Annotated in this window: 19 protein-coding genes; 12 read left to right on the top strand and 7 right to left on the bottom strand. The window is 65.4% G+C overall.

Annotated elements, in window-relative coordinates; translation table 11 throughout:
* Positions 1-40: 40 nt before the first annotated feature.
* Complete coding sequence (locus tag DM872_RS16270; RefSeq protein WP_179060450.1) at positions 41-952, top strand: SDR family oxidoreductase; 912 nt, start codon at positions 41-43, stop codon at positions 950-952.
* A gap of 255 nt (positions 953-1207) precedes the next feature.
* Positions 1208-1981, top strand: coding sequence for a crotonase/enoyl-CoA hydratase family protein (locus tag DM872_RS16265; RefSeq protein ID WP_179060449.1), 774 nt, complete (start codon positions 1208-1210; stop codon positions 1979-1981).
* Between the two features lie 222 nt (positions 1982-2203).
* Here the strand turns inward: DM872_RS16265 and DM872_RS16260 are convergent, their stop codons facing one another.
* From DM872_RS16260 to DM872_RS16245, 4 genes are all read right to left on the bottom strand, one after another.
* Complete coding sequence (locus tag DM872_RS16260; protein ID WP_077525864.1) at positions 2204-2548, bottom strand: cupin domain-containing protein; 345 nt, start codon at positions 2546-2548, stop codon at positions 2204-2206.
* Between the two features lie 74 nt (positions 2549-2622).
* Positions 2623-4029, bottom strand: coding sequence for an NAD(P)/FAD-dependent oxidoreductase (locus DM872_RS16255; protein ID WP_179060448.1), 1407 nt, complete (start codon positions 4027-4029; stop codon positions 2623-2625).
* Between the two features lie 184 nt (positions 4030-4213).
* Complete coding sequence (locus DM872_RS16250; RefSeq protein WP_179060447.1) at positions 4214-5005, bottom strand: helix-turn-helix domain-containing protein; 792 nt, start codon at positions 5003-5005, stop codon at positions 4214-4216.
* 54 nt (positions 5006-5059) lie between these two features.
* Positions 5060-5863, bottom strand: coding sequence for a SirB1 family protein (locus DM872_RS16245; RefSeq protein WP_179060446.1), 804 nt, complete (start codon positions 5861-5863; stop codon positions 5060-5062).
* Positions 5864-6028: 165 nt separating this feature from the next.
* Between DM872_RS16245 and DM872_RS16240 the strand changes: the two genes are divergently transcribed.
* The 5 genes from DM872_RS16240 (at position 6029) to DM872_RS16220 (ending at position 11643) form a co-directional block, all read left to right on the top strand.
* A complete protein-coding gene (locus DM872_RS16240) occupies positions 6029-7048 on the top strand; it encodes a Glu/Leu/Phe/Val dehydrogenase family protein (RefSeq protein WP_179060445.1) in 1020 nt (339 codons plus the stop codon).
* Between the two features lie 90 nt (positions 7049-7138).
* Positions 7139-8230 (top strand): pyruvate dehydrogenase (acetyl-transferring) E1 component subunit alpha, encoded by a 1092-nt coding sequence (gene pdhA / locus DM872_RS16235; RefSeq protein ID WP_179060444.1) that lies wholly within the window; start codon positions 7139-7141, stop codon positions 8228-8230.
* Positions 8223-9224 carry an alpha-ketoacid dehydrogenase subunit beta gene (locus tag DM872_RS16230; protein ID WP_179060443.1) on the top strand — a complete coding sequence of 334 codons (1002 nt, stop codon included), beginning with the start codon at positions 8223-8225 and terminating at the stop codon, positions 9222-9224. Before pdhA ends, DM872_RS16230 begins: the two co-directional genes overlap by 8 nt.
* Positions 9225-9234: 10 nt before the next feature.
* Positions 9235-10341, top strand: a complete 1107-nt coding sequence (locus DM872_RS16225) for a dihydrolipoamide acetyltransferase family protein (protein ID WP_179060442.1) — start codon at positions 9235-9237, stop codon at positions 10339-10341.
* A gap of 624 nt (positions 10342-10965) precedes the next feature.
* Positions 10966-11643, top strand: a complete 678-nt coding sequence (locus DM872_RS16220) for a helix-turn-helix domain-containing protein (RefSeq protein WP_179060441.1) — start codon at positions 10966-10968, stop codon at positions 11641-11643.
* Here DM872_RS16220 and DM872_RS16215 read toward each other — a convergent pair.
* Together DM872_RS16215 and DM872_RS16210 are read right to left on the bottom strand one after the other, a co-directional pair.
* The gene (locus DM872_RS16215; protein WP_179060440.1) at positions 11640-12521 is read right to left on the bottom strand and encodes a sterol desaturase family protein; all 882 of its coding nucleotides are present in this window, start codon (positions 12519-12521) and stop codon (positions 11640-11642) included. The genes DM872_RS16220 and DM872_RS16215 overlap by 4 nt on opposite strands.
* A gap of 87 nt (positions 12522-12608) precedes the next feature.
* Positions 12609-12866: a YebG family protein gene (locus DM872_RS16210; protein ID WP_077525854.1), complete on the bottom strand. Its 258-nt coding sequence runs from the start codon at positions 12864-12866 to the stop codon at positions 12609-12611.
* Between the two features lie 326 nt (positions 12867-13192).
* On the opposite strand from DM872_RS16210, the gene DM872_RS16205 reads away from it, so the two are divergent.
* The gene (locus tag DM872_RS16205) at positions 13193-13684 is read left to right on the top strand and encodes a phosphate-starvation-inducible protein PsiE (RefSeq protein WP_077525853.1); all 492 of its coding nucleotides are present in this window, start codon (positions 13193-13195) and stop codon (positions 13682-13684) included.
* 22 nt (positions 13685-13706) lie between these two features.
* Here the strand turns inward: DM872_RS16205 and DM872_RS16200 are convergent, their stop codons facing one another.
* Positions 13707-14018, bottom strand: coding sequence for a DUF3509 domain-containing protein (locus tag DM872_RS16200; protein ID WP_179060439.1), 312 nt, complete (start codon positions 14016-14018; stop codon positions 13707-13709).
* Between the two features lie 247 nt (positions 14019-14265).
* On the opposite strand from DM872_RS16200, the gene DM872_RS16195 reads away from it, so the two are divergent.
* The 4 genes from DM872_RS16195 (at position 14266) to DM872_RS16180 (ending at position 17002) form a co-directional block, all read left to right on the top strand.
* Positions 14266-14562: a DUF3649 domain-containing protein gene (locus DM872_RS16195; RefSeq protein ID WP_179060438.1), complete on the top strand. Its 297-nt coding sequence runs from the start codon at positions 14266-14268 to the stop codon at positions 14560-14562.
* Entirely contained in the window at positions 14559-16082 is a 1524-nt protein-coding gene (locus DM872_RS16190; RefSeq protein ID WP_179060437.1) for a PepSY-associated TM helix domain-containing protein, read from the top strand. The genes DM872_RS16195 and DM872_RS16190 overlap by 4 nt, the downstream gene beginning before the upstream one ends.
* Positions 16082-16405, top strand: a complete 324-nt coding sequence (locus DM872_RS16185) for a DUF3325 domain-containing protein (RefSeq protein ID WP_179060436.1) — start codon at positions 16082-16084, stop codon at positions 16403-16405. Before DM872_RS16190 ends, DM872_RS16185 begins: the two co-directional genes overlap by 1 nt.
* 87 nt (positions 16406-16492) lie before the next feature.
* Positions 16493-17002, top strand: a complete 510-nt coding sequence (locus DM872_RS16180; protein WP_179060435.1) for a DUF3016 domain-containing protein — start codon at positions 16493-16495, stop codon at positions 17000-17002.
* Positions 17003-17162 lie beyond the last annotated feature (160 nt).

The raw sequence follows: 17162 nt of genomic DNA, 5'->3' as shown, positions 1-17162 counted from the left end.
AGACTCGGCGCATACCCAGGCCTGCCAAGGAGCCCAGCCCATGAGCGATGCAATCCGCTTCCAAGACAAAGTCGTAATCGTCACCGGCGCCGGTGGTGGCCTTGGCCGCGCCCACGCGCTGCAGTTCGCCCGTCACGGCGCCCGCGTGGTGGTCAACGACCTGGGTGGCAGCACCCACGGCGAAGGCGCCAACGCCTCGGCGGCTGACCGCGTGGTAGCGGAGATTCGCGAAGCTGGCGGCACCGCCGTGGCCAGCCACGACTCGGTGACCGATGGCGAGAAGATCGTCCAGGCTGCCCTCGACCACTTCGGCCGCGTCGACGTGGTGGTGAACAACGCCGGCATCCTGCGTGACAAGACCTTCCACAAGATGGAAGACGCCGACTGGGAGCTGGTCTACAAGGTCCACGTCGAAGGCGCCTACAAGGTCACCCGCGCCGCCTGGCCGCACCTGCGCGAGCAGAACTACGGTCGCGTCATCTTCACCTCGTCCACCTCGGGCATCTACGGCAACTTCGGCCAGTCCAACTACGGCATGGCCAAGCTCGGCCTCTATGGCCTGACCCGCAACCTGGCCATCGAAGGCCGCAAGAACAACATCCTGGTCAACGCCATTGCCCCCACCGGCGGCACCCGCATGACCGAAGGCCTGATCCCGCCGCAGGTGTTCGAGCAGCTGAAGCCTGAACTGGTCAGCCCGCTGGTGGTGTTCCTCGGCAGCGAGCAGTGCCAGGAAACCTCCGGCCTGTTCGAAGTGGGCGGCGGCTGGATCGGCAAGGTGCGCTGGGAGCGCAGCCTGGGCTTCGGCTTCGACCCCAAGGCCGGCTTCGACGCCGAGGACGTGGCGGCCAACTGGAAGACCATCTGCGACTTCGAAGGCGCGGCGCACCCGGCGGACAACGTCGAAGCCCTGCGCGAGATGATGGCCAACCTGCAGAAGTACGCCCTCTGATCCCGCCGTTCACCGGGGCAGTTCCGCCAGCGGGCTGAACATTCCTGCGGGGAAGCACTATGTTGAAGGCCGGCCTTGTTGCCGGCCTTTTCATTGATGCGGTGCCGGCCTGAACATCTTGTGGGGGCGAATTCATTCGCAATGGGCTGCGCAGCAGCCCCAAATACCTCAAGCGGCAGACCTGCGGCCTGCATAGCGATTGAAATCGCCCCCACAAAAGAGCTGCCCCACTTTTGCCTGCCCTGGAGCCCCGTCATGAACATCAAAGTCGAGAAGAATGGCCCAGTCACCACGCTCATCATCGACCGTCCCGATGTCCGCAACGCCGTCGACCGTCCCACTGCCGACGCCCTGGCGGCCGCGCTTCGCGCCTTCGAGCAGGACGACGACGCTCGGGTGGCTGTGCTCACCGGGGCGGGCGGCACCTTCTGCGCGGGCGCCGACCTGGGCGCCGTGGCTGACGATGGCACGCGGCGCAATCGGCTGGAGGCCGAAGGCGATGGCCCGATGGGGCCGAGCCGCATGCAGCTGGATAAACCCCTGATCGCCGCCATCGAGGGCCACGCGGTGGCCGGTGGCATGGAGCTGGCGCTGCTGGCCGATTTGCGGGTGATGGCCGAGGATGCGGTGTTCGGGGTGTTCTGCCGGCGCTTCGGTGTGCCGCTGATCGACGGCGGCACGGTGCGCCTGCCGCGCATCGTCGGCCAGGGTCGGGCGCTGGACCTGATCCTGACCGGACGCCCGGTGAAGTCACAGGAAGCCCTGGCAATCGGCCTGGCCAATAGAGTCGTGCCAAAAGGGCAGGCCCGTGCCGAAGCCGAGGAGCTGGCCCATACGCTTGCGGCCTTTCCTCAACGCTGCATGCTGGCTGACCGCGCCAGCGCCTATGCCCAGTGGACATTGCCGTTCGAGGCGGCCATCGCCAACGAATTCGCCGGTGGGATGGAGGTTATCCACAGCGGGGAAACACTGGCCGGCGCACACTCCTTCAAGGCGGGACAGGGGCGGCATGGCAGTTTCGGCGATTGAGACCGTGGGTTGCTGCTCGCTGCGACTTTTCTGAAAACCGGGAAGCTAAGCGCTGGCATCAGGATAACTTCGTCGTGCCAGGCGCGAGTCACCCTTCTCCCCCGGGGAGAGGGGCCGGGGGTGAGGGATGCATCAGTCAGGCTTGGAGTGTCTCAGGGCAGCCCTTCGGCCTGCTTGGCGAATGAATTCGCCCCCACAGGAGTTCGGCTCCCGGCGACCCAATCAGCGCGAAATGATCACGTAGGTCTTGCGCAGGGTTTCCTTCACATCCCAGATGCCCAGGCTGTTGGCCGGCAGCAGCAGGGCGTCGCCCGCCTTGATCTCGATGGGCTCGCCACCGTCCGGGGTGAAGGTGCAGCTGCCATGGGTGAAGTGGCAGAACTCCTGCTCGACGATCTGCCGGCGGAAGCGGCCGGGGCTGCATTCCCAGACGCCGGTTTCCACATTGTCGGTGCGCTCTACCGAGTGCACGCGGGTATGGGGCACGGGCTCGCCCACGGGTACCGCGACCGGGCTCGGGTCGGACAGGGGCATTTCGTGGGTGTTCTTCAGCAAGGTGGCTTTCATGGTGTTGGCTCCGCACAGGCCTGAATGTAGGAGCGAGCTCTGCTCGCGAATGGGTGTAGTGAATTTCGCGTCGTTCAGCGCATCAGGCCTTCCATGACGCTGGCCAGTTTCATCGCCATGGCCCGGCGCCAGGGCGCGCTGTGGGGATCGGCCAGCACCCGATCCTCGTGGACGAAGCTGCGGATGATGGCGTTGTAGCCGAGCCAGCGGCAGGGTTCCGGCTCCCAGGTACTGAGGCGCTTCAGCGGGCCATCGCCGAGAACCCAGGGCTGGCGGGTGAGCAGGGTTTCCTTGCCGAGGATCAGGTCGGCCAGGGTTCGCCCCCCCAGATTGCTGGCGCCGACACCCTCGCCACCGTAGCCGCCGGACAGCGCGATGCCGTTGCTGCGGTCCACCAGCATGTGCGGACGGAAGCGTCGCGCCATGCCCAGGTTGCCGCCCCAGCTATGGGTGATGCCCACGTTGCGCAGTTGCGGGAAGAGTTCGCCGAGCAGGTAGCGACGCAGGCCGACCTCGTCCTCGGTGAGTTGGAAGTCCTCCCGCAAGCGGCCACCGAAGCGATAGCCGCCCCTGGCGCCGAAGGCCAGGCGGTTGTCGGCGGTGCGTTGTGCATAGGTGACCTGGCGGCTGCTCTCGCTGAAGGCCTGGCCATGTTCCAGGCCGATCTCCGCCCATTGCGCGTCGCTCAGCGGTTCCGTGGCGATGAGCAGGCTTTGTACCGGCAGCTGGTACTTGCCCAGCGGCGGCAAGCTGGCGGCATAGCCTTCGACGGCCGGCACCACCCAATGGGCCTTGAGTTCGCCCTGGCCAGTGCGCACCAGCCCCGGTTGCCAGTCGGTGGCGGGACTCTGCTCGAACAGTTGCACGCCCAGGCGCTCCACCGCCCGGGCCAGTCCGCGCACCAGTCGGGCCGGCTGGATGGTGGCGCAGTGCGGGGTGAAGATGCCGCCGTAGGGGTTGGTCACGCGGAGCTGGCCATTCAGCTCTTCGGGGCTCATCCAGCGGTAGTCGGATTCGTCGAGGCCTTCGGCATGCAGGTCCGCCAACTGATCGCGCAGGCGCTTTTCCTGCTCCGGGTAACGGGCGGCGCAGTAGAGGATGCCACCCTTGCGGAAGTCGCAATCGATGCCTTCGCGCTGCAGCACCTCGGCCACTTCATCGGGAATGCCATGCAGCAGGTCGAAGGACGCCTTGCGCACGTCGGCCGGCAGCGGCGCCAGGGCACGGTCCTCGCCCAGCAGGTTGCCCATCAGCCAGCCGCCATTGCGGCCGCTGGCGCCGAAGCCGGCGAACTGCGCCTCGACGATGGCAATCTTCAGCTCGGGGGAATGACGCTTCAGGTAGTAGGCCGTCCACAGGCCGGTGTAGCCGGCGCCGATGATCGCCACATCCACCTCGTGCGAGCCGGACAGCGCCGGCCTTGGCTTGATGTCTTCATCGAGCGTGTCCATCCACAGGCTGATCGAGCGCCAGTTCCGCATAGGCAGGTTCCCGTTGGCAGGTTGTTGTGGCTGGCAAGGCTAGAGGGTGGCAGGGCGCTTGTCGTGTGCGCGGGCACGCTGGGAATGCGGGATGCGCGAGAAGGAAACGCGTAGGTTGGTGCTGAGCCCGCGAAGCCCAACGACTCCCAGCCCCATCGTTGGGCCTCGCTCTGCTCGGACCAACCTACGAACGTCCGTGCGCCCCCTTGAGGTACGCCTTCGGCGACAGCCCGGTGTGCTGGCGGAAACAGCGGTAGAAGGCGGAAAGGGAGTTGAAACCGGCACTGAAGGCCAGTTCGTCGATGCGCACCGGCGGCACGGCGGTTTTCAGCAGTTCGAGCAGGTGCAGCAGGCGCGCCTGGTTGACGTACTGGTAGAAGCTCTGGCCGAGCATCTGGTTCAGCAGGTAGGAAATCTGGTTCCGGGTATAGCCGGTTGCGCTCGCCACCTGGTGCAGGTCCAGGCTGGGGTCGAGGTAGGGCTGGGAACTCTGGAAATATTCCTCGATGTCCCGCGCCAGCATGCCCATCTGCCGTGCCGAAAGGCCGAGGCGGCTGGCCGCCGGACGTTGCGACGGGCCCTTGCCGGGCTGGGCGGCCGGTTGTACCAGCAGGGCATATTCGTTGATCCGCCAGATCAGTCCGTCGCGCACGGTGATGGCTTCGCTGGCGCGGAAGGTGCCGCCGCCGGCGACGCTGATGGCGTACTGGATGAACGCGGTGTCGCCATCGATGCGGATGCGGTCGTTGTGTTCGAGGAAATCTTCCGGGCCGCTGGGCATGGTGGCGAGCAGGTAGTTGCGCATGTCTTCGCGGTGCATGCAGCGATTCTGGAAGAAGTCGTTGTATTCCAGCTCAGGATGGTAAAGCGCGAGGACGGCCTCGATGTCACGGGCCTTCCAGCTCAGGTGGTAGCGCATCACCACGTCACGGGTGGCGGCGGTCAGGGGATCGGGAACTTGATCGTGGGCACTCATGGGACGGTCATGGCGAAGAGAAGCGCAAAGCATGCCCGAGCCGATGGGGGCCCTTCAATGCAACGGCTGAACATGCGCCAGCCTGCGCAGGCGCTGGGCCAGCTGCAGGTGCTGGGCCGGGTTGTCGCAGAGCAGCAGGGCGCGTTCCAGGTCATAGCGCTCGGCCTGGGGGCAGTCCAGGCGCTGGTAGATGTCGGCGCGCACCAGGTGGTCGTGCATGCTCGGCGGTCCGAGCAGCAGCACGCGCTCGGCATCCTTCAGGGCAGCGAGGAATTCACCTGCTTCGCGGTGCAGCTGGCAGAGGTTGCGTGACAGGCGCTGGATCATGTCTCCGGGACTGGCGGTCTGCAGGTGCGCGGCCTTGAGTTCGGCCTGCGGACCTTGCACGCGCACCAGCAGGTCCCGGCAGTCACGGGTATAGAGCCGGCGACCGCTGCTCGGGTCGAGCAGGTGGTCGGCGGTGGGCACGCGCAGCAGGAAGTGGCCGGGGAAATTCACCCCGACCAGCGGAATGCCCAGTCGGGAAGCCAGCTCCAGGGCAATCAACGCCAGGGACAACGGCTGGCCTCGTCGTGTTGCCAGCACCTGGGGCAGCAGGGCCGCTCGCGGACGAAGGGGCATTTCGTCGTCTTCGTGGAAGTCCAGTTCATTCAGGCGCCGCAGCAGGGGCTGCGCCAGTTCCGCCGGCGGCAGTTGCGGCAGGCCGACGGCGACCAGTTGCAGGAGCGCGCCGAAATCGCGCAGTACCTGTTCGGGCTCGAGCCGCGGATCGTGTTCGGCAGCAATCCACAGCGCCGCCTCCAGCATCGCGGGAGGGTCGCGTTCGAGGCAGGCGAGACAGTGTTGGCGCGGGTCCATGGGGTATCTCCGACGGATTGATTCCTTGTAGCCAACTGGTTGATTTTCGTCCAGTAGTGGCACGCGCAGCGGTTATCTCGGGGCCTTGGCTTATGTCCGCATGCAAGGGGGCGGGTGGCGCAGCTCGGCCTATACTGGCCCTTAACGTCAGGAAGGGAGCCCGCCATGTTCGCCATGATGGAAACCGCCCGGTTGGAGGCGTTGCACCTCGCCAATGATCCCGCCACCGGACTCAAGGCCATCATCGCCATCCACAACACGCGCCTCGGCCCAGCCTTGGGCGGTTGTCGCTATCTCGCCTACCCGGATGATGAAAGTGCCATTCGCGATGCGATCCGCCTCGCCCAGGGCATGAGCTGCAAGGCCGCCCTGGCCGGCCTTGACCAGGGCGGCGGCAAGGCCGTGATCATCCGGCCCGCCCACGTGAATGACCGCGCCGCCTTGTTCGAAGCCTTCGGGCGGATGATCGAGTCCCTGGGCGGCCGCTATATCACCGCCGTGGACAGCGGCACCTCCAGCGCCGACATGGACTGCATCGCCCAGCAAACCGGTCACGTCACCAGCACCACCGCGGCTGGCGATCCCTCGCCGCACACCGCTCTCGGCGTGTTCGCCGGCATTCGCGCCACGGCCCATGCACGCCTTGGCAGCGACGACCTGGAAGGTCTGCGCGTTGCCGTCCAGGGACTCGGCCATGTCGGTTATGCGCTTGCCGAGCAGCTTCACGCGGTCGGTGCGGAATTGCTGGTCAGCGACCTCGATGCCGGACGCGTGCAACTGGCGATGGAACAACTGGGCGCCCATCCGGTAGCCAGCGATGCCTTCCTCACGACGCCGTGCGACATCCTCGCGCCCTGCGGCCTGGGTGGCGTGCTCAACGCCCAGACCGTGGGGCAGTTGCGTTGCGCGGCGGTGGCCGGTGCGGCCAACAACCAGCTCGCCAGCCCCGATATCGCCGACGAGATGGAAGCACGCGGCATCCTTTATGCGCCGGACTATGTGATCAACTCCGGCGGGCTCATCTACGTCGCCCTCAAGCACAAGGGCGAAAGTCTGCCGGCGATCACCGCACACCTGTCGCGGATCAGCCAGCGCCTCACCGAGATCTACGCGCACGCCCAGGCCGACAAGCGATCCCCCGCGCGGGTCGCCGACGCCCTGGCCGAGCGCTTGCTGTTCGGCTGAACGGCCGCCACCAGCGGCCCGCCTGGCTCATTCCCGGAGCCACAAGCCCCGGGCCTCGACAGGCACCCACAAGGTGTAAGGAGAGATGCCATGTCCAATCGAATCGAGTTGCCCTATACCCGCTTCCTCGACCCCGAGGGGCGACTGGTCGGTGAACTGCCGGTCTGGGCCGACGACTTCAACCTGCTCACCGATCTCTACCGCCGCATGGTGCTGACCCGTCTGTTCGACCAGAAGGCGGTGGCCCTGCAGCGCACCGGCCGTATCGGCACCTACGCGCCGACCCTCGGCCAGGAAGCGATTGGCGTCGCCATCGGCAGCCTGATGCGCGCCGAAGACGTGCTGGTGCCGTATTACCGTGATACCGCCGTGCAGTTGATGCGCGGCGTGCGCATGGAGGAAATCCTCCTTTACTGGGGCGGCGACGAACGTGGCAGCGATTTCCAGGGCCCGCGCTCGAAAGAGGACTTCCCCATCTGCGTGCCCATCGCCACCCAGTCCCTGCATGCCTGCGGCGTGGCGACAGCGATCAAGATTCGTGGTCAGCATCGCGCCGTGGTAACCACCTGCGGCGATGGCGCCACCAGCAAGGGCGACTTCCTCGAAGCCCTGAACGTGGCCGGCGCCTGGCAGTTGCCAGTGGTCTTCGTGGTGAACAACAACCAATGGGCCATTTCCGTACCCCGGCGCATCCAGAGCGGCGCGCCGACCCTGGCGCAGAAGGCGATCGGTGCCGGCTTCCATGGCGAACAGGTGGACGGTAACGACGTGCTCGCCGTCTACGACCGTGTGCAGTGGGCACTGGACCGTGCTCGCCACGGCAAGGGACCGATACTGCTGGAGTGCATGAGCTACCGCCTGGGCGACCACACCACCGCCGATGACGCCACCCGCTACCGCAGTGCCGACGAGGTCAAGGCGGCCTGGCAGGACGAACCCATCAAGCGCATGCAGGCGTTCCTTGCCAGCCACAAGGTCTGGGATGAGGGACGCGAGCAGGCGCTGATCGCCGAGTGCCAGCGTCAGGTGCAGGTTGCGGTGGATAACTTCGAAGGCACTGGAATCCAGCCGGTGGAGTCGGTACTCGACCACGTCTACGCACGCTGGCCAGCCGCCCTTGGCGAACAACGCGAAATGCTCCTTGAACGGGTCGCCCGCAGGGAGGAACAGGGTCATGAGTAACCTCAATGCAACTACTGAAAAACGCGCCTTGCTGGAAGCCGTGAACATGGCCCTGCACCGTGCGATGCAGGAGGACGAGAATGTTGTAGTCCTGGGTGAAGACGTGGGCATCAACGGTGGCGTGTTCCGCGCCACGCTCGGTCTGCGCGATCGCTTCGGCTTCAAGCGGGTGATCGACACGCCGCTGGCGGAAACCATGATCGGCGGACTGGCCGTGGGCATGGCCGCCCAGGGCCTGAAACCAGTGGTGGAAATCCAGTTCCTCGGCTTCATCTATGCCGCCATGGAGCACCTGGTTTCCCACGCCAGCCGCATCCGCTGCCGCACCCGTGGCCGGCTGACCTGCCCGCTGGTGCTGCGCAGTCCCATGGGCGCCGGCATCCGCGCACCGGAGCATCACAGCGAAAGCACGGAAGCCTTGTTCGCCCACGTTCCCGGCCTGCGCGTGGTGATTCCGTCCTCCCCGGCGCGGGCCTATGGCCTCCTGCTGGCTGCCATCGATGATCCCGACCCGGTGATCTTCCTCGAACCCACCCGGCTCTACCGGATGAATCCGCAGCCGATTATCGACGACGGCAAGCGCTTGCCGCTGGATAGCTGCTTCACCCTGCGCGAAGGCTCGGACATCACCCTCGTCAGTTGGGGGGCCAGCATCCACGAAACCCTGCAGGCCGCCGCCAGGCTGGAAGGACAGGGTGTGTCCGCCGAGGTGATAGACGTGGCGAGCATCAAGCCGCTGGACCTCGACACCCTGGAAGCCTCGGTGCGCAAGACCGGCCGCTGCGTGATCGTCCATGAAGCGCCGCGCAGTTGCGGGGTGGGCGCGGAGATCGCCGCCAGCCTCTACGAACGCGTTTTGCTCGACCTGCAGGCGCCAATCCAGCGGGTCACGGCGCCGGACATTCCCCCGCCGCTGTATCGCCTGGAACAGCTCTACATCCCCAGCCCGGAAGACATTCTCGCGGCCTGCGACCTGGTGCTGAACTACGCCTGAGGAGTGCACGATGAAATACTTCAAACTGCCCGACCTGGGTGAAGGCCTGCAGGAAGCGGAAATCGTCCAGTGGCACGTGAAGGTGGGGGATAACGTCAAGGCCGACCAGTTGCTCGTCTCGGTGGAAACCGCCAAGGCCCTGGTGGATATCCCGGCGCCTCACGATGGCGTGGTGGCCAAGACCTTCGGCAAGGAGGGCGACATCCTCCATGTCGGCGAACCCTTGCTGGGTTATGAGGGCGAGGACGCCGACGCCGGCACCGTGGTCGGTCGCCTGGAAGGCGGAGGCAATGCCCAGGCGGACAGCTTCTTCGTCGGCGCCGCACCCTCTACCCGAGAACACCTGGCGCCCCGCGCCACCCCGGCCGTTCGCCAACTCGCCCGGCAGATGGGCGTGGAACTGGCGGCCTTGGCCGGCAGCGGCCCGGATGGTCTGGTGACCCGCGCCGATGTGGAACAGGCCGCGCAAAGCGCCCGCGACAGCTTCGGTGGCGAACGGCTACGCGGCGTGCGCCGCAGCATGGCGATCAACATGGCGCGCTCCCACGCCGAAGTGGTGCCGGTGACCATCTTCGGCGACGCCGACCTGCACCGCTGGCCGGAAGCCCGCGACCCGCTGATCCGCCTCGGTAAGGCCATCGCTGCGGCCTGCGAGGTGGAACCGATCCTCAACAGCTGGTTCGACGGCCGCGCCCTGTCCATTCGCCAGCACGACAAACTCGATCTCGGTATCGCCGTGGATACGCCGGACGGGCTCTTCGTCCCGGTGCTGCGCAATGTGGGTGGACGCAGTTCGGAAGACCTGAAAGAAGGCATGTCGCGCCTGCGGGCGGACGTGAAGGCACGTTCCATCCCACCCCAGGAAATGATGGGCGCCACCATTACCCTGTCCAACTTCGGCACGCTGTTCGGTCGCTACGCCAACCCCGTGGTCGTCCCGCCCCAGGTGGCGATCATCGGGGCAGGCGGCATCCGTGATGAGGTGGTGGCCTGGCAAGGCAAGGTGGAAATCCATCCGGTGCTGCCGCTGTCGCTGACCTTCGATCACCGTGCTGTCACGGGCGGCGAGGCGGCGCGATTCCTCAAGGCGCTGGTGCAGGCGTTGGAGCAACCGTAGGGCAGGGCTGCGCTCTGCTCAGCGATTGAAATCGCCGCCACAGGGAAAGCACATGGCAAATCTCCGGCATGGCCTGCCCCCTCTCCCTCTGGGAGAGGGTTGGGGTGAGGGCTGTTTCAGGCGCCACTCGGTGCCAACCCATTTCGCGAATAAATTCGCTCCCACAGGAAAGTTGCCCACAGGACTGCACCAAAGGTGAGCCAGAAGTCACCCCTCGCCCTCTGGGGTGAAGAGGCATGCTTTTGGAAGCACCGCTTCCAGTGCCGATGAACGCCTGAGCGCGAAGCGATCTGGCCGGGGCGCAGGGCGGGGGCCGGGGGGTGAGGGTAGTGTCAGGCCGGCTCGGCGCCCATCCATCGTTCGAATAAGTTCAGGGCTTCGCCCTGCTCAGCGATTGAAATCGCCCCCACAAGAGAGGTCCCACAGGATTGCGCCAAAGGTGAGCCAGAAGTCACCCCTCTCCACTTCAGGGAGAGGGGCCGGGGGTGAGGGGTGTGCCAGGCCGGCTCGGTGCGAACCCAATCCACGAACGAACTCGCCCCTGCGCATCGCCTTCACGCCCACTTGCCGAGCCGGGAGAAGGTCGTTATTTCTGTCTGCCCCGGAACCGGCAGGAGGCCCCCGATGACCGAATCCCCTTGGCAGGGCGCGCTCTGGCTGGCCCGTGATTTCTGCCTGCTCGATGGGGTCAGTGGCAGTGCGGGTACCCACGCCCACTACGCTCATCAGGCGCTGCTGGCCAAGGCTGGGCCGTTGCGCCTGACGGTCGATGGTGAGCTTCAGCGCGGTCGGTTCCTGCTGGTCGAGTCGATGCATCCGCATGCCATCGACAGCACCAGCCAGAACCTGCTCGCCGTCTTTGCCGAACCCTTGGCATTCAGCCCGGCGACCTTGCGTGAAGTGCTCGAAGAGGCTCCGGCAGACCTCGGGCGCTTGGCCGACCTGCTGCTGGCGGCGCCGCGGCAACGGCTGGATTCACGCATTGCCGAGGCGCTCGCGGCGGTCGATGGATTGCTGACGGACAAGGTCAGCGCGACGACCCTGGCGCGACGGGCTTGCCTGTCCCTTAGCCAGCTGGAGCGGTTGTTCGGCGACCAGGTCGGGCTCTCCGTACGGCGCCTGGTGCTCTGGCGCCGTTTGCGTCTGGCGCTGCGGCTGGCGCTCGAAGGCCTGTCGCTGACCCAGGCCGCTCACGATGCCGGTTTCGCCGATGCCGCACACTTTTCCCGCACCATGCGCGCCACCTTCGGCATCCGCGCTGACCGCAATCTGGCACGGTTGAAGCTGCAACTCATCGACTAGGCACGGCGCAATCCGGCGGGTGCTTTCGGGCTGGTTCCGTGGGGCTGGTGGCGGAAGGGCTCGACTATCTGGGCCAGGTAATCGCGGGGATAATTCGGGCGGCTTCCGATACCCAGGTCATCGGCGCCCATGCGGTAATCGCTGTGAAAGGCGGTGCCCAGCAGGCGGTCCCAGAAGCAGAAGAACAGGGCGAAGTTCACATCTCCGGCGCGGCCGTACTTCATGTGGTGAAAGCGGTGCACCGGCGCCCAGGCGAACAGGTGGCGCAGCGGGCCCATGCGCATGTCGACGTTGCTGTGCTGCAGCAGAAGTTGCAGGGCGATGGCGAAGGCGAGCAATGCCGCGACCGGCAGCGGCATTCCCATCAGAAGCAGAGGCGCGGTTCCGGCCAGGGCTTCGACGGTCTGGTGCAGCGGGTGCTTCATCAGGCCATTGAAACCGTACATGCGCTGCACGCTGTGGTGCACGGCATGCAGGCGCCAGAGTGGCTCGATCCTGTGGCTGAGGTAATGCATGAGGGTGACGCCGAAGTCGGCGATCAGAATGGCCAGCAGCAACTGCAAAGGCAGCGGCCAGTGGTGGGGCCACACTCCGGCGTTCGGTATCCAGGCGGCAGCCAATGGGATGGCCGCGATGCCGACCAGGTTGAGGGTTTCGTTGAACAGCGCGTGCAGGCCGTCCCGCAAGCGGTCGCCCCGTGGCCGGTTCCACTGTGGCTCATAGGGCAGCCAGACTTCGGCGAGGAAACTCAGGGCAATGGCCAATACCAGCAACGCCACGAGCCAGTAAGGCGGATGCTGGGCCGTGGTCCACAGTGCAAGGGCGAGGAAGCCGAAGAGGAACAGCGGGGCGAAGAGCCAGGCGAAGAGTGGGCGCATGGGAGGTCTCCTTGAAAGGGACCTCCAGCGTGAGGGACAAGGCTCCGCACCGATTGAAGAAACCGCGCAAGGTGGAACGGGGGCGAGTTACTCGCCGGCCAGTTCCAGCTCGGCCAGCGCGTCGGGCTGGTTCTTGAAGGCTCGGGCGAAGGTGTCGCGATGCTTGGCCATGAAGATGCCGATGTCTTCCACCTGCTGCTCGCTCAGGGACGGCACCGCTTTCTGCAGGACTTCGGCCAGGGATTCGGCCAGTTCGAGCATCTTGTCGTAACGGTCGGCTTCGGCCTTATCCATGAACAGGCGCTCCGGATCGCGACTGCTGCGGTACACCACTTCGACGGCCATTCATCACCCCTCACCTTCATCGGTTGGAAAATACTGGATGTGCGTACAGTATTCGGAATGATGGCAAATGGAAATAGCCCGTAGGAAATTTCCAACTGCCGGCCTCGCTCAACGGTCGCCGCGAATCGGCCCGAATTCCTCTGGAACTCAAGCATAGCCCCTGCCTTCGCCTTCGCTAAGAACAGGGCTGTGGTCGCCGGGAACGACGGTCAGGGCTGCGACAACCTGCCTCGTGGCGCGCAGGGTAGGGCGGCCCCCATCCTGCATCACCCCAACTGTCACTTTTCCCCGGCACCATCAGGGCCGTTGTCGCAAGGAGCTGTATCGTGAAAATCAACTGGGCTGAACAACTGCGCGAAAACGTGCATGGCCTGGCCGAGTCGCTGGGAAATCTCCTGGTGGAGAGCTTCCATTACCTGGCGCTGTTCGCCATCGGCGGTATCACTGCCTGGGCCGCTGTGGTGGCGTTCCTGGGGATGGTGGAGAAGGGGCACATCACGGTCGATGACATCCTGCTGCTGTTCATCTACCTCGAGCTGGGCGCCATGGTCGGCATCTACTTCAAGACCAATCACATGCCGGTGCGCTTCCTGATCTATGTGGCGATCACCGCCCTGACGCGCCTGCTGATTTCCGACGTTTCGCATCATCACCGGCCCGATCTGGGCGCGGTTTTCGTCTCCGGGGCGATTCTGTTGCTGGCGCTGGCAATCCTGGTGGTGCGCTTCGCTTCGTCGCGCTTCCCGTCCGAACAGTCCGACGCCCCTCCGCGCCGCCGGCACCTGCGCCGTCAGGTCGAGGCAGAAGAGGAAGCCTGACCGCGTGCACGAATAGCGTGCATCAGATGCGCGCTATTTGTGCGGCGTTGACCTGTCCCGAGCGAACCGGCGCGACACTGCCGCCGGTCATGCTGGTCAGCAGTTCTCCCACCTTGTTGCCGCTCTCGATGGCGATCCCCAGGCGAATGCTTTCAATCACGCGATTGAGGCGTACCGCATCGTTGCGTTGCGCTGCGCTGATCAGACGCCGCGCTGCCACGCCGCGCTCATTGGTGAGGGTCAGCATGATGGCGCCGTCCGGGCTGACGAGGCTGAGGTTGACGCGGTATTCGGCCTGGAATTCGTCGGTGAGGATCTGGAAGGGGTTGTACATGGCCTATCACCTGGTTGATGGAGCATGAGTCGATGGACGCCAGGAGAACTGCAAAGTTCGAACCGCCATGACCGACGGAGCGACCAGCTGTCGCGTATAGACTGATCCGGATCGTTCTGTGTGGGCCGATAGAATTTCTCTGTTGCAATCCGGAGGCGCATGTAAATAATTCTCAGTTTATTTCTGAGAATTCCTCTTGCCCTGTCGGAACGTTTCCGCCGGGAGCGTCCTTGACCAAGGATCAAACGTGAGCAAAGCCAAGACCTCTTCGCGCTGGGATGTGACCGCGCGGGTGCTGGCGGCGATTCTCGGTGGCTACGCGGCGGCCTATGCGGCCACGGCGTTCCTGTCCGTCTATCTGCCGTTGGTGCGCAGCGACCGGGTGGTATTCGCCAGCCTGTCCTGCTTCGCCGTCTACACCCTCGCCATCATCTATGCCTTTGCAGCGCGTTCGGCCGTCCGCGCCTGGCTCGTGCTGGTCGGGGCGACCGCCCTGATGGCGCTGGCCGCCTACCTGCCCAGCGACTTCGGAGTACGTCCATGAGCCTGCGCCAATCCATGGCGGGATTGCACACCTGGGGCGGGCTGTTGCCGTCGTGGCTGCTGTTCGTCATCTTCTTCGCCGGCAGCATCGCTTGCTTCGACAAGGAACTGGAGCGCTGGATGCGCCCGGCACTGCACGAGCCATCCAGCCACAGCATGACCGTCGACCAGGTGCGTGACGCGATGCTCGCCAAGGCACCGGATGCCCATGCCATCTGGATTCGCCCGCCGAGCGAGCGCGAGCCCTTCTACTGGGCCGGCTACGAGCCCGCCGATGAAAGCGAGTTCGTACGTTTCGCCCTTGACCCCGCCACCGGCGAGGCGATGCCGGAAACCGTCGGCGGGCTGTTCTTCTTCACCCTGCACTACGACCTCAATGCCGGCAGGGTCGGCATGTACATCGTGGCCATCGCCGCCATGTTCATGCTGGTGGCGCTGATCAGCGGCATCATCATCCACCGCCGCATCTTCAAGGACTTCTTCACCCTGCGCCCGGACGCCAATGGCCAGCGCGCCTGGCTGGATGCGCACAACCTGTTCGGCGTGCTGGGGTTGCCGTTCCACCTGCTCATCGCCTATACGGGCCTGGCCATCTCCGTGGTGTTCTACATGCCCGCCGGTATCCAGCGCGCCTACGACGGCAATGCCGAGGCGTTCTTCCACGACGTGATGGGCGCCTATTCGCGCGAAGACGTGAAGCAGCCGGCGCCGCCGCCGATGTCCCTCGACAGCCTGGTGGCCGACGCTCACCGCCGCTGGGGCGGCAACGAGACCGGCTGGATCAGCGTGCATCATCCGGCCGACGCCGCCGCAGTGGTGGATATCCGCCGCTACGACCGTTCGGGCATCGTCGACTTCCAGTGGACCCTGTCCTACGACGCGGCCAGCGGCGAACTGCTCCATGAACAGAAACCCTACAGCCCCGGTTACCAGAGCTATGCCTGGCTGACCAACCTGCACATGGCGCAGTTCGGCGGGCAAATCGTCCGTGCCCTGTACCTGCTGCTCGGCCTGATGGGCTGCGCGATGCTGGTGGCCGGCCTGCAGGTCTGGCTACGCAAGCGCGAGGTGCGTGGCGGCTACGGCATCGGACTGGTGCGCGCGCTGAATGGCGCGGTGGTCGGCGGCCTGCCGATCGCCAGCCTGGGCCTGCTCTACGGCAATCGCCTGCTGCCGGCCGGCATGGCCGAGCGCGCCAGCGCGGAAACCTGGGTCTTCGTCGGTGTCTGGCTGCTGGTGGCAGCCTGGGCCGTGCTGCGCCGCAACAGCGGCAAGGTCGCCCGTGATGTACTGGTTGCCGTGGCGGTACTGGCCCTCGGCTTGCCGCTGCTCAATGCGCTGATGACGCCCCAGGGCAGCCTGCTGGTGACCCTGGCGCGGGGGGATTGGGATATGGCGGGCATTGACGTTGTCCTGCTCGGGACCGGCGTTCTCTGCGGCTTCCTGGCCTGGCGCCGTTCGCAACCGCAGGCGGTCAAAACTCCGCGTGTCCGTCGTCGCCTGGTGGAGGAGAGTGTCTGATGCTGTTCCTGAGTTTCGCCTTCTGCTACCTGGCCATGACCGGATTGGCCCTGGCCATGTCGCGCCAGCACAAACTGCTCTTCAGTGCCACCCTGAGCGAATCCCGCAAACGCCTGCTGCGCATCGGCGCAGTGCTCGCCATGTTGACTGGCCTGGTCCTGGCCATCGCCGAACTGGGTGGCGAAATCGGCGGCGTGATCTGGCTCTGCCAACTGATGCTGGCCGGCTTGCTGTTGGTTGCGTTGCTGGCCTGGCAGAACCGCTGGGTGCTGCCTCTGGGAGCCCTGCTGCCACTGGGTGGTGGCCTGCTGAGCCTGATCTGAACCGTCCGACTGGCACCGCTCGCCGTTCGCAATGGCGAGCGTAAACTAGTCCTGGCGGTGCCCTGCATCACCGCCAGGAGGTGTTCCATGCGACCCGCGTTGCCCCTCATCGTGCTGGCCCTGCTGATCCTGTCACCGACTGCGCTGGCATCCTCCACCGAGGTCAGCTTCACCCAGCCAGACAAATTCAGTGATGCGCGCCTGAACCGCGACTACGGCCGGGGCGCGGATGACTTCGTCCTGAAAGACCTCAAGGCGCATATCGAGAAGCTTGGCAAGCGCTACCTGCAGCCCGGGCAGACCCTCAAGATGGAAATCCGCGATATCGACCTCGCGGGACAGTTCGAACCCTGGCGAGTGAATTTCCAGGACGTGCGCTTCATGCGTGAAGTGACCTGGCCGCGGATCAAACTGCACTACAGCCTGGAGCAGGACGGCAAGACGCTGGTGAGTCGCGATGCCACGGTGATCGACCAGTCCTACCTGCAGCACGGCAACTACTACTTCAGCAACGACCGCCTGCGTTACGAGAAGACCATGCTGGACGATTGGTTCCGCTGGAACATCGGGCCGAAGGACAAGACGGTTTCGTATTGATTGGCGGGGTAGGGCGGACCTGCGGCCCGCTTGGTGAATGAATTCGCCCCTACAGGACTGTGCCGAAGGTGGGCCGTGAGTCACCCCTCGCCCTTCCGGCTACGAGGGTTCGCGAGCAGAGCTCGCTCCTACAAAAGCACGGCAGGACTGCGTCCTGCAT

The sequence above is a fragment of the Pseudomonas taiwanensis genome, assembly GCF_013393345.1.
Taxonomy (GTDB): Bacteria; Pseudomonadota; Gammaproteobacteria; order Pseudomonadales; family Pseudomonadaceae; genus Metapseudomonas; species Metapseudomonas resinovorans_C.
The sequence above is the reverse complement of the archived record's forward strand: the minus strand, read 5'-3'. Positions and strand labels throughout refer to the sequence as shown.

Coding starts and splice junctions, on each gene's coding strand:
- DM872_RS16270 (WP_179060450.1), top strand. CDS start 41: ATGAGCGATGCAATCCGCTTCCAAGACAAAGTCGTAATCGTCACCGGC.
- DM872_RS16265 (WP_179060449.1), top strand. CDS start 1,208: ATGAACATCAAAGTCGAGAAGAATGGCCCAGTCACCACGCTCATCATC.
- DM872_RS16260 (WP_077525864.1), bottom strand. CDS start 2,548: ATGAAAGCCACCTTGCTGAAGAACACCCACGAAATGCCCCTGTCCGAC.
- DM872_RS16255 (WP_179060448.1), bottom strand. CDS start 4,029: ATGCGGAACTGGCGCTCGATCAGCCTGTGGATGGACACGCTCGATGAA.
- DM872_RS16250 (WP_179060447.1), bottom strand. CDS start 5,005: ATGAGTGCCCACGATCAAGTTCCCGATCCCCTGACCGCCGCCACCCGT.
- DM872_RS16245 (WP_179060446.1), bottom strand. CDS start 5,863: ATGGACCCGCGCCAACACTGTCTCGCCTGCCTCGAACGCGACCCTCCC.
- DM872_RS16240 (WP_179060445.1), top strand. CDS start 6,029: ATGTTCGCCATGATGGAAACCGCCCGGTTGGAGGCGTTGCACCTCGCC.
- pdhA (WP_179060444.1), top strand. CDS start 7,139: ATGTCCAATCGAATCGAGTTGCCCTATACCCGCTTCCTCGACCCCGAG.
- DM872_RS16230 (WP_179060443.1), top strand. CDS start 8,223: ATGAGTAACCTCAATGCAACTACTGAAAAACGCGCCTTGCTGGAAGCC.
- DM872_RS16225 (WP_179060442.1), top strand. CDS start 9,235: ATGAAATACTTCAAACTGCCCGACCTGGGTGAAGGCCTGCAGGAAGCG.
- DM872_RS16220 (WP_179060441.1), top strand. CDS start 10,966: ATGACCGAATCCCCTTGGCAGGGCGCGCTCTGGCTGGCCCGTGATTTC.
- DM872_RS16215 (WP_179060440.1), bottom strand. CDS start 12,521: ATGCGCCCACTCTTCGCCTGGCTCTTCGCCCCGCTGTTCCTCTTCGGC.
- DM872_RS16210 (WP_077525854.1), bottom strand. CDS start 12,866: ATGGCCGTCGAAGTGGTGTACCGCAGCAGTCGCGATCCGGAGCGCCTG.
- DM872_RS16200 (WP_179060439.1), bottom strand. CDS start 14,018: ATGTACAACCCCTTCCAGATCCTCACCGACGAATTCCAGGCCGAATAC.
- DM872_RS16190 (WP_179060437.1), top strand. CDS start 14,559: ATGAGCCTGCGCCAATCCATGGCGGGATTGCACACCTGGGGCGGGCTG.
- DM872_RS16185 (WP_179060436.1), top strand. CDS start 16,082: ATGCTGTTCCTGAGTTTCGCCTTCTGCTACCTGGCCATGACCGGATTG.
- DM872_RS16180 (WP_179060435.1), top strand. CDS start 16,493: ATGCGACCCGCGTTGCCCCTCATCGTGCTGGCCCTGCTGATCCTGTCA.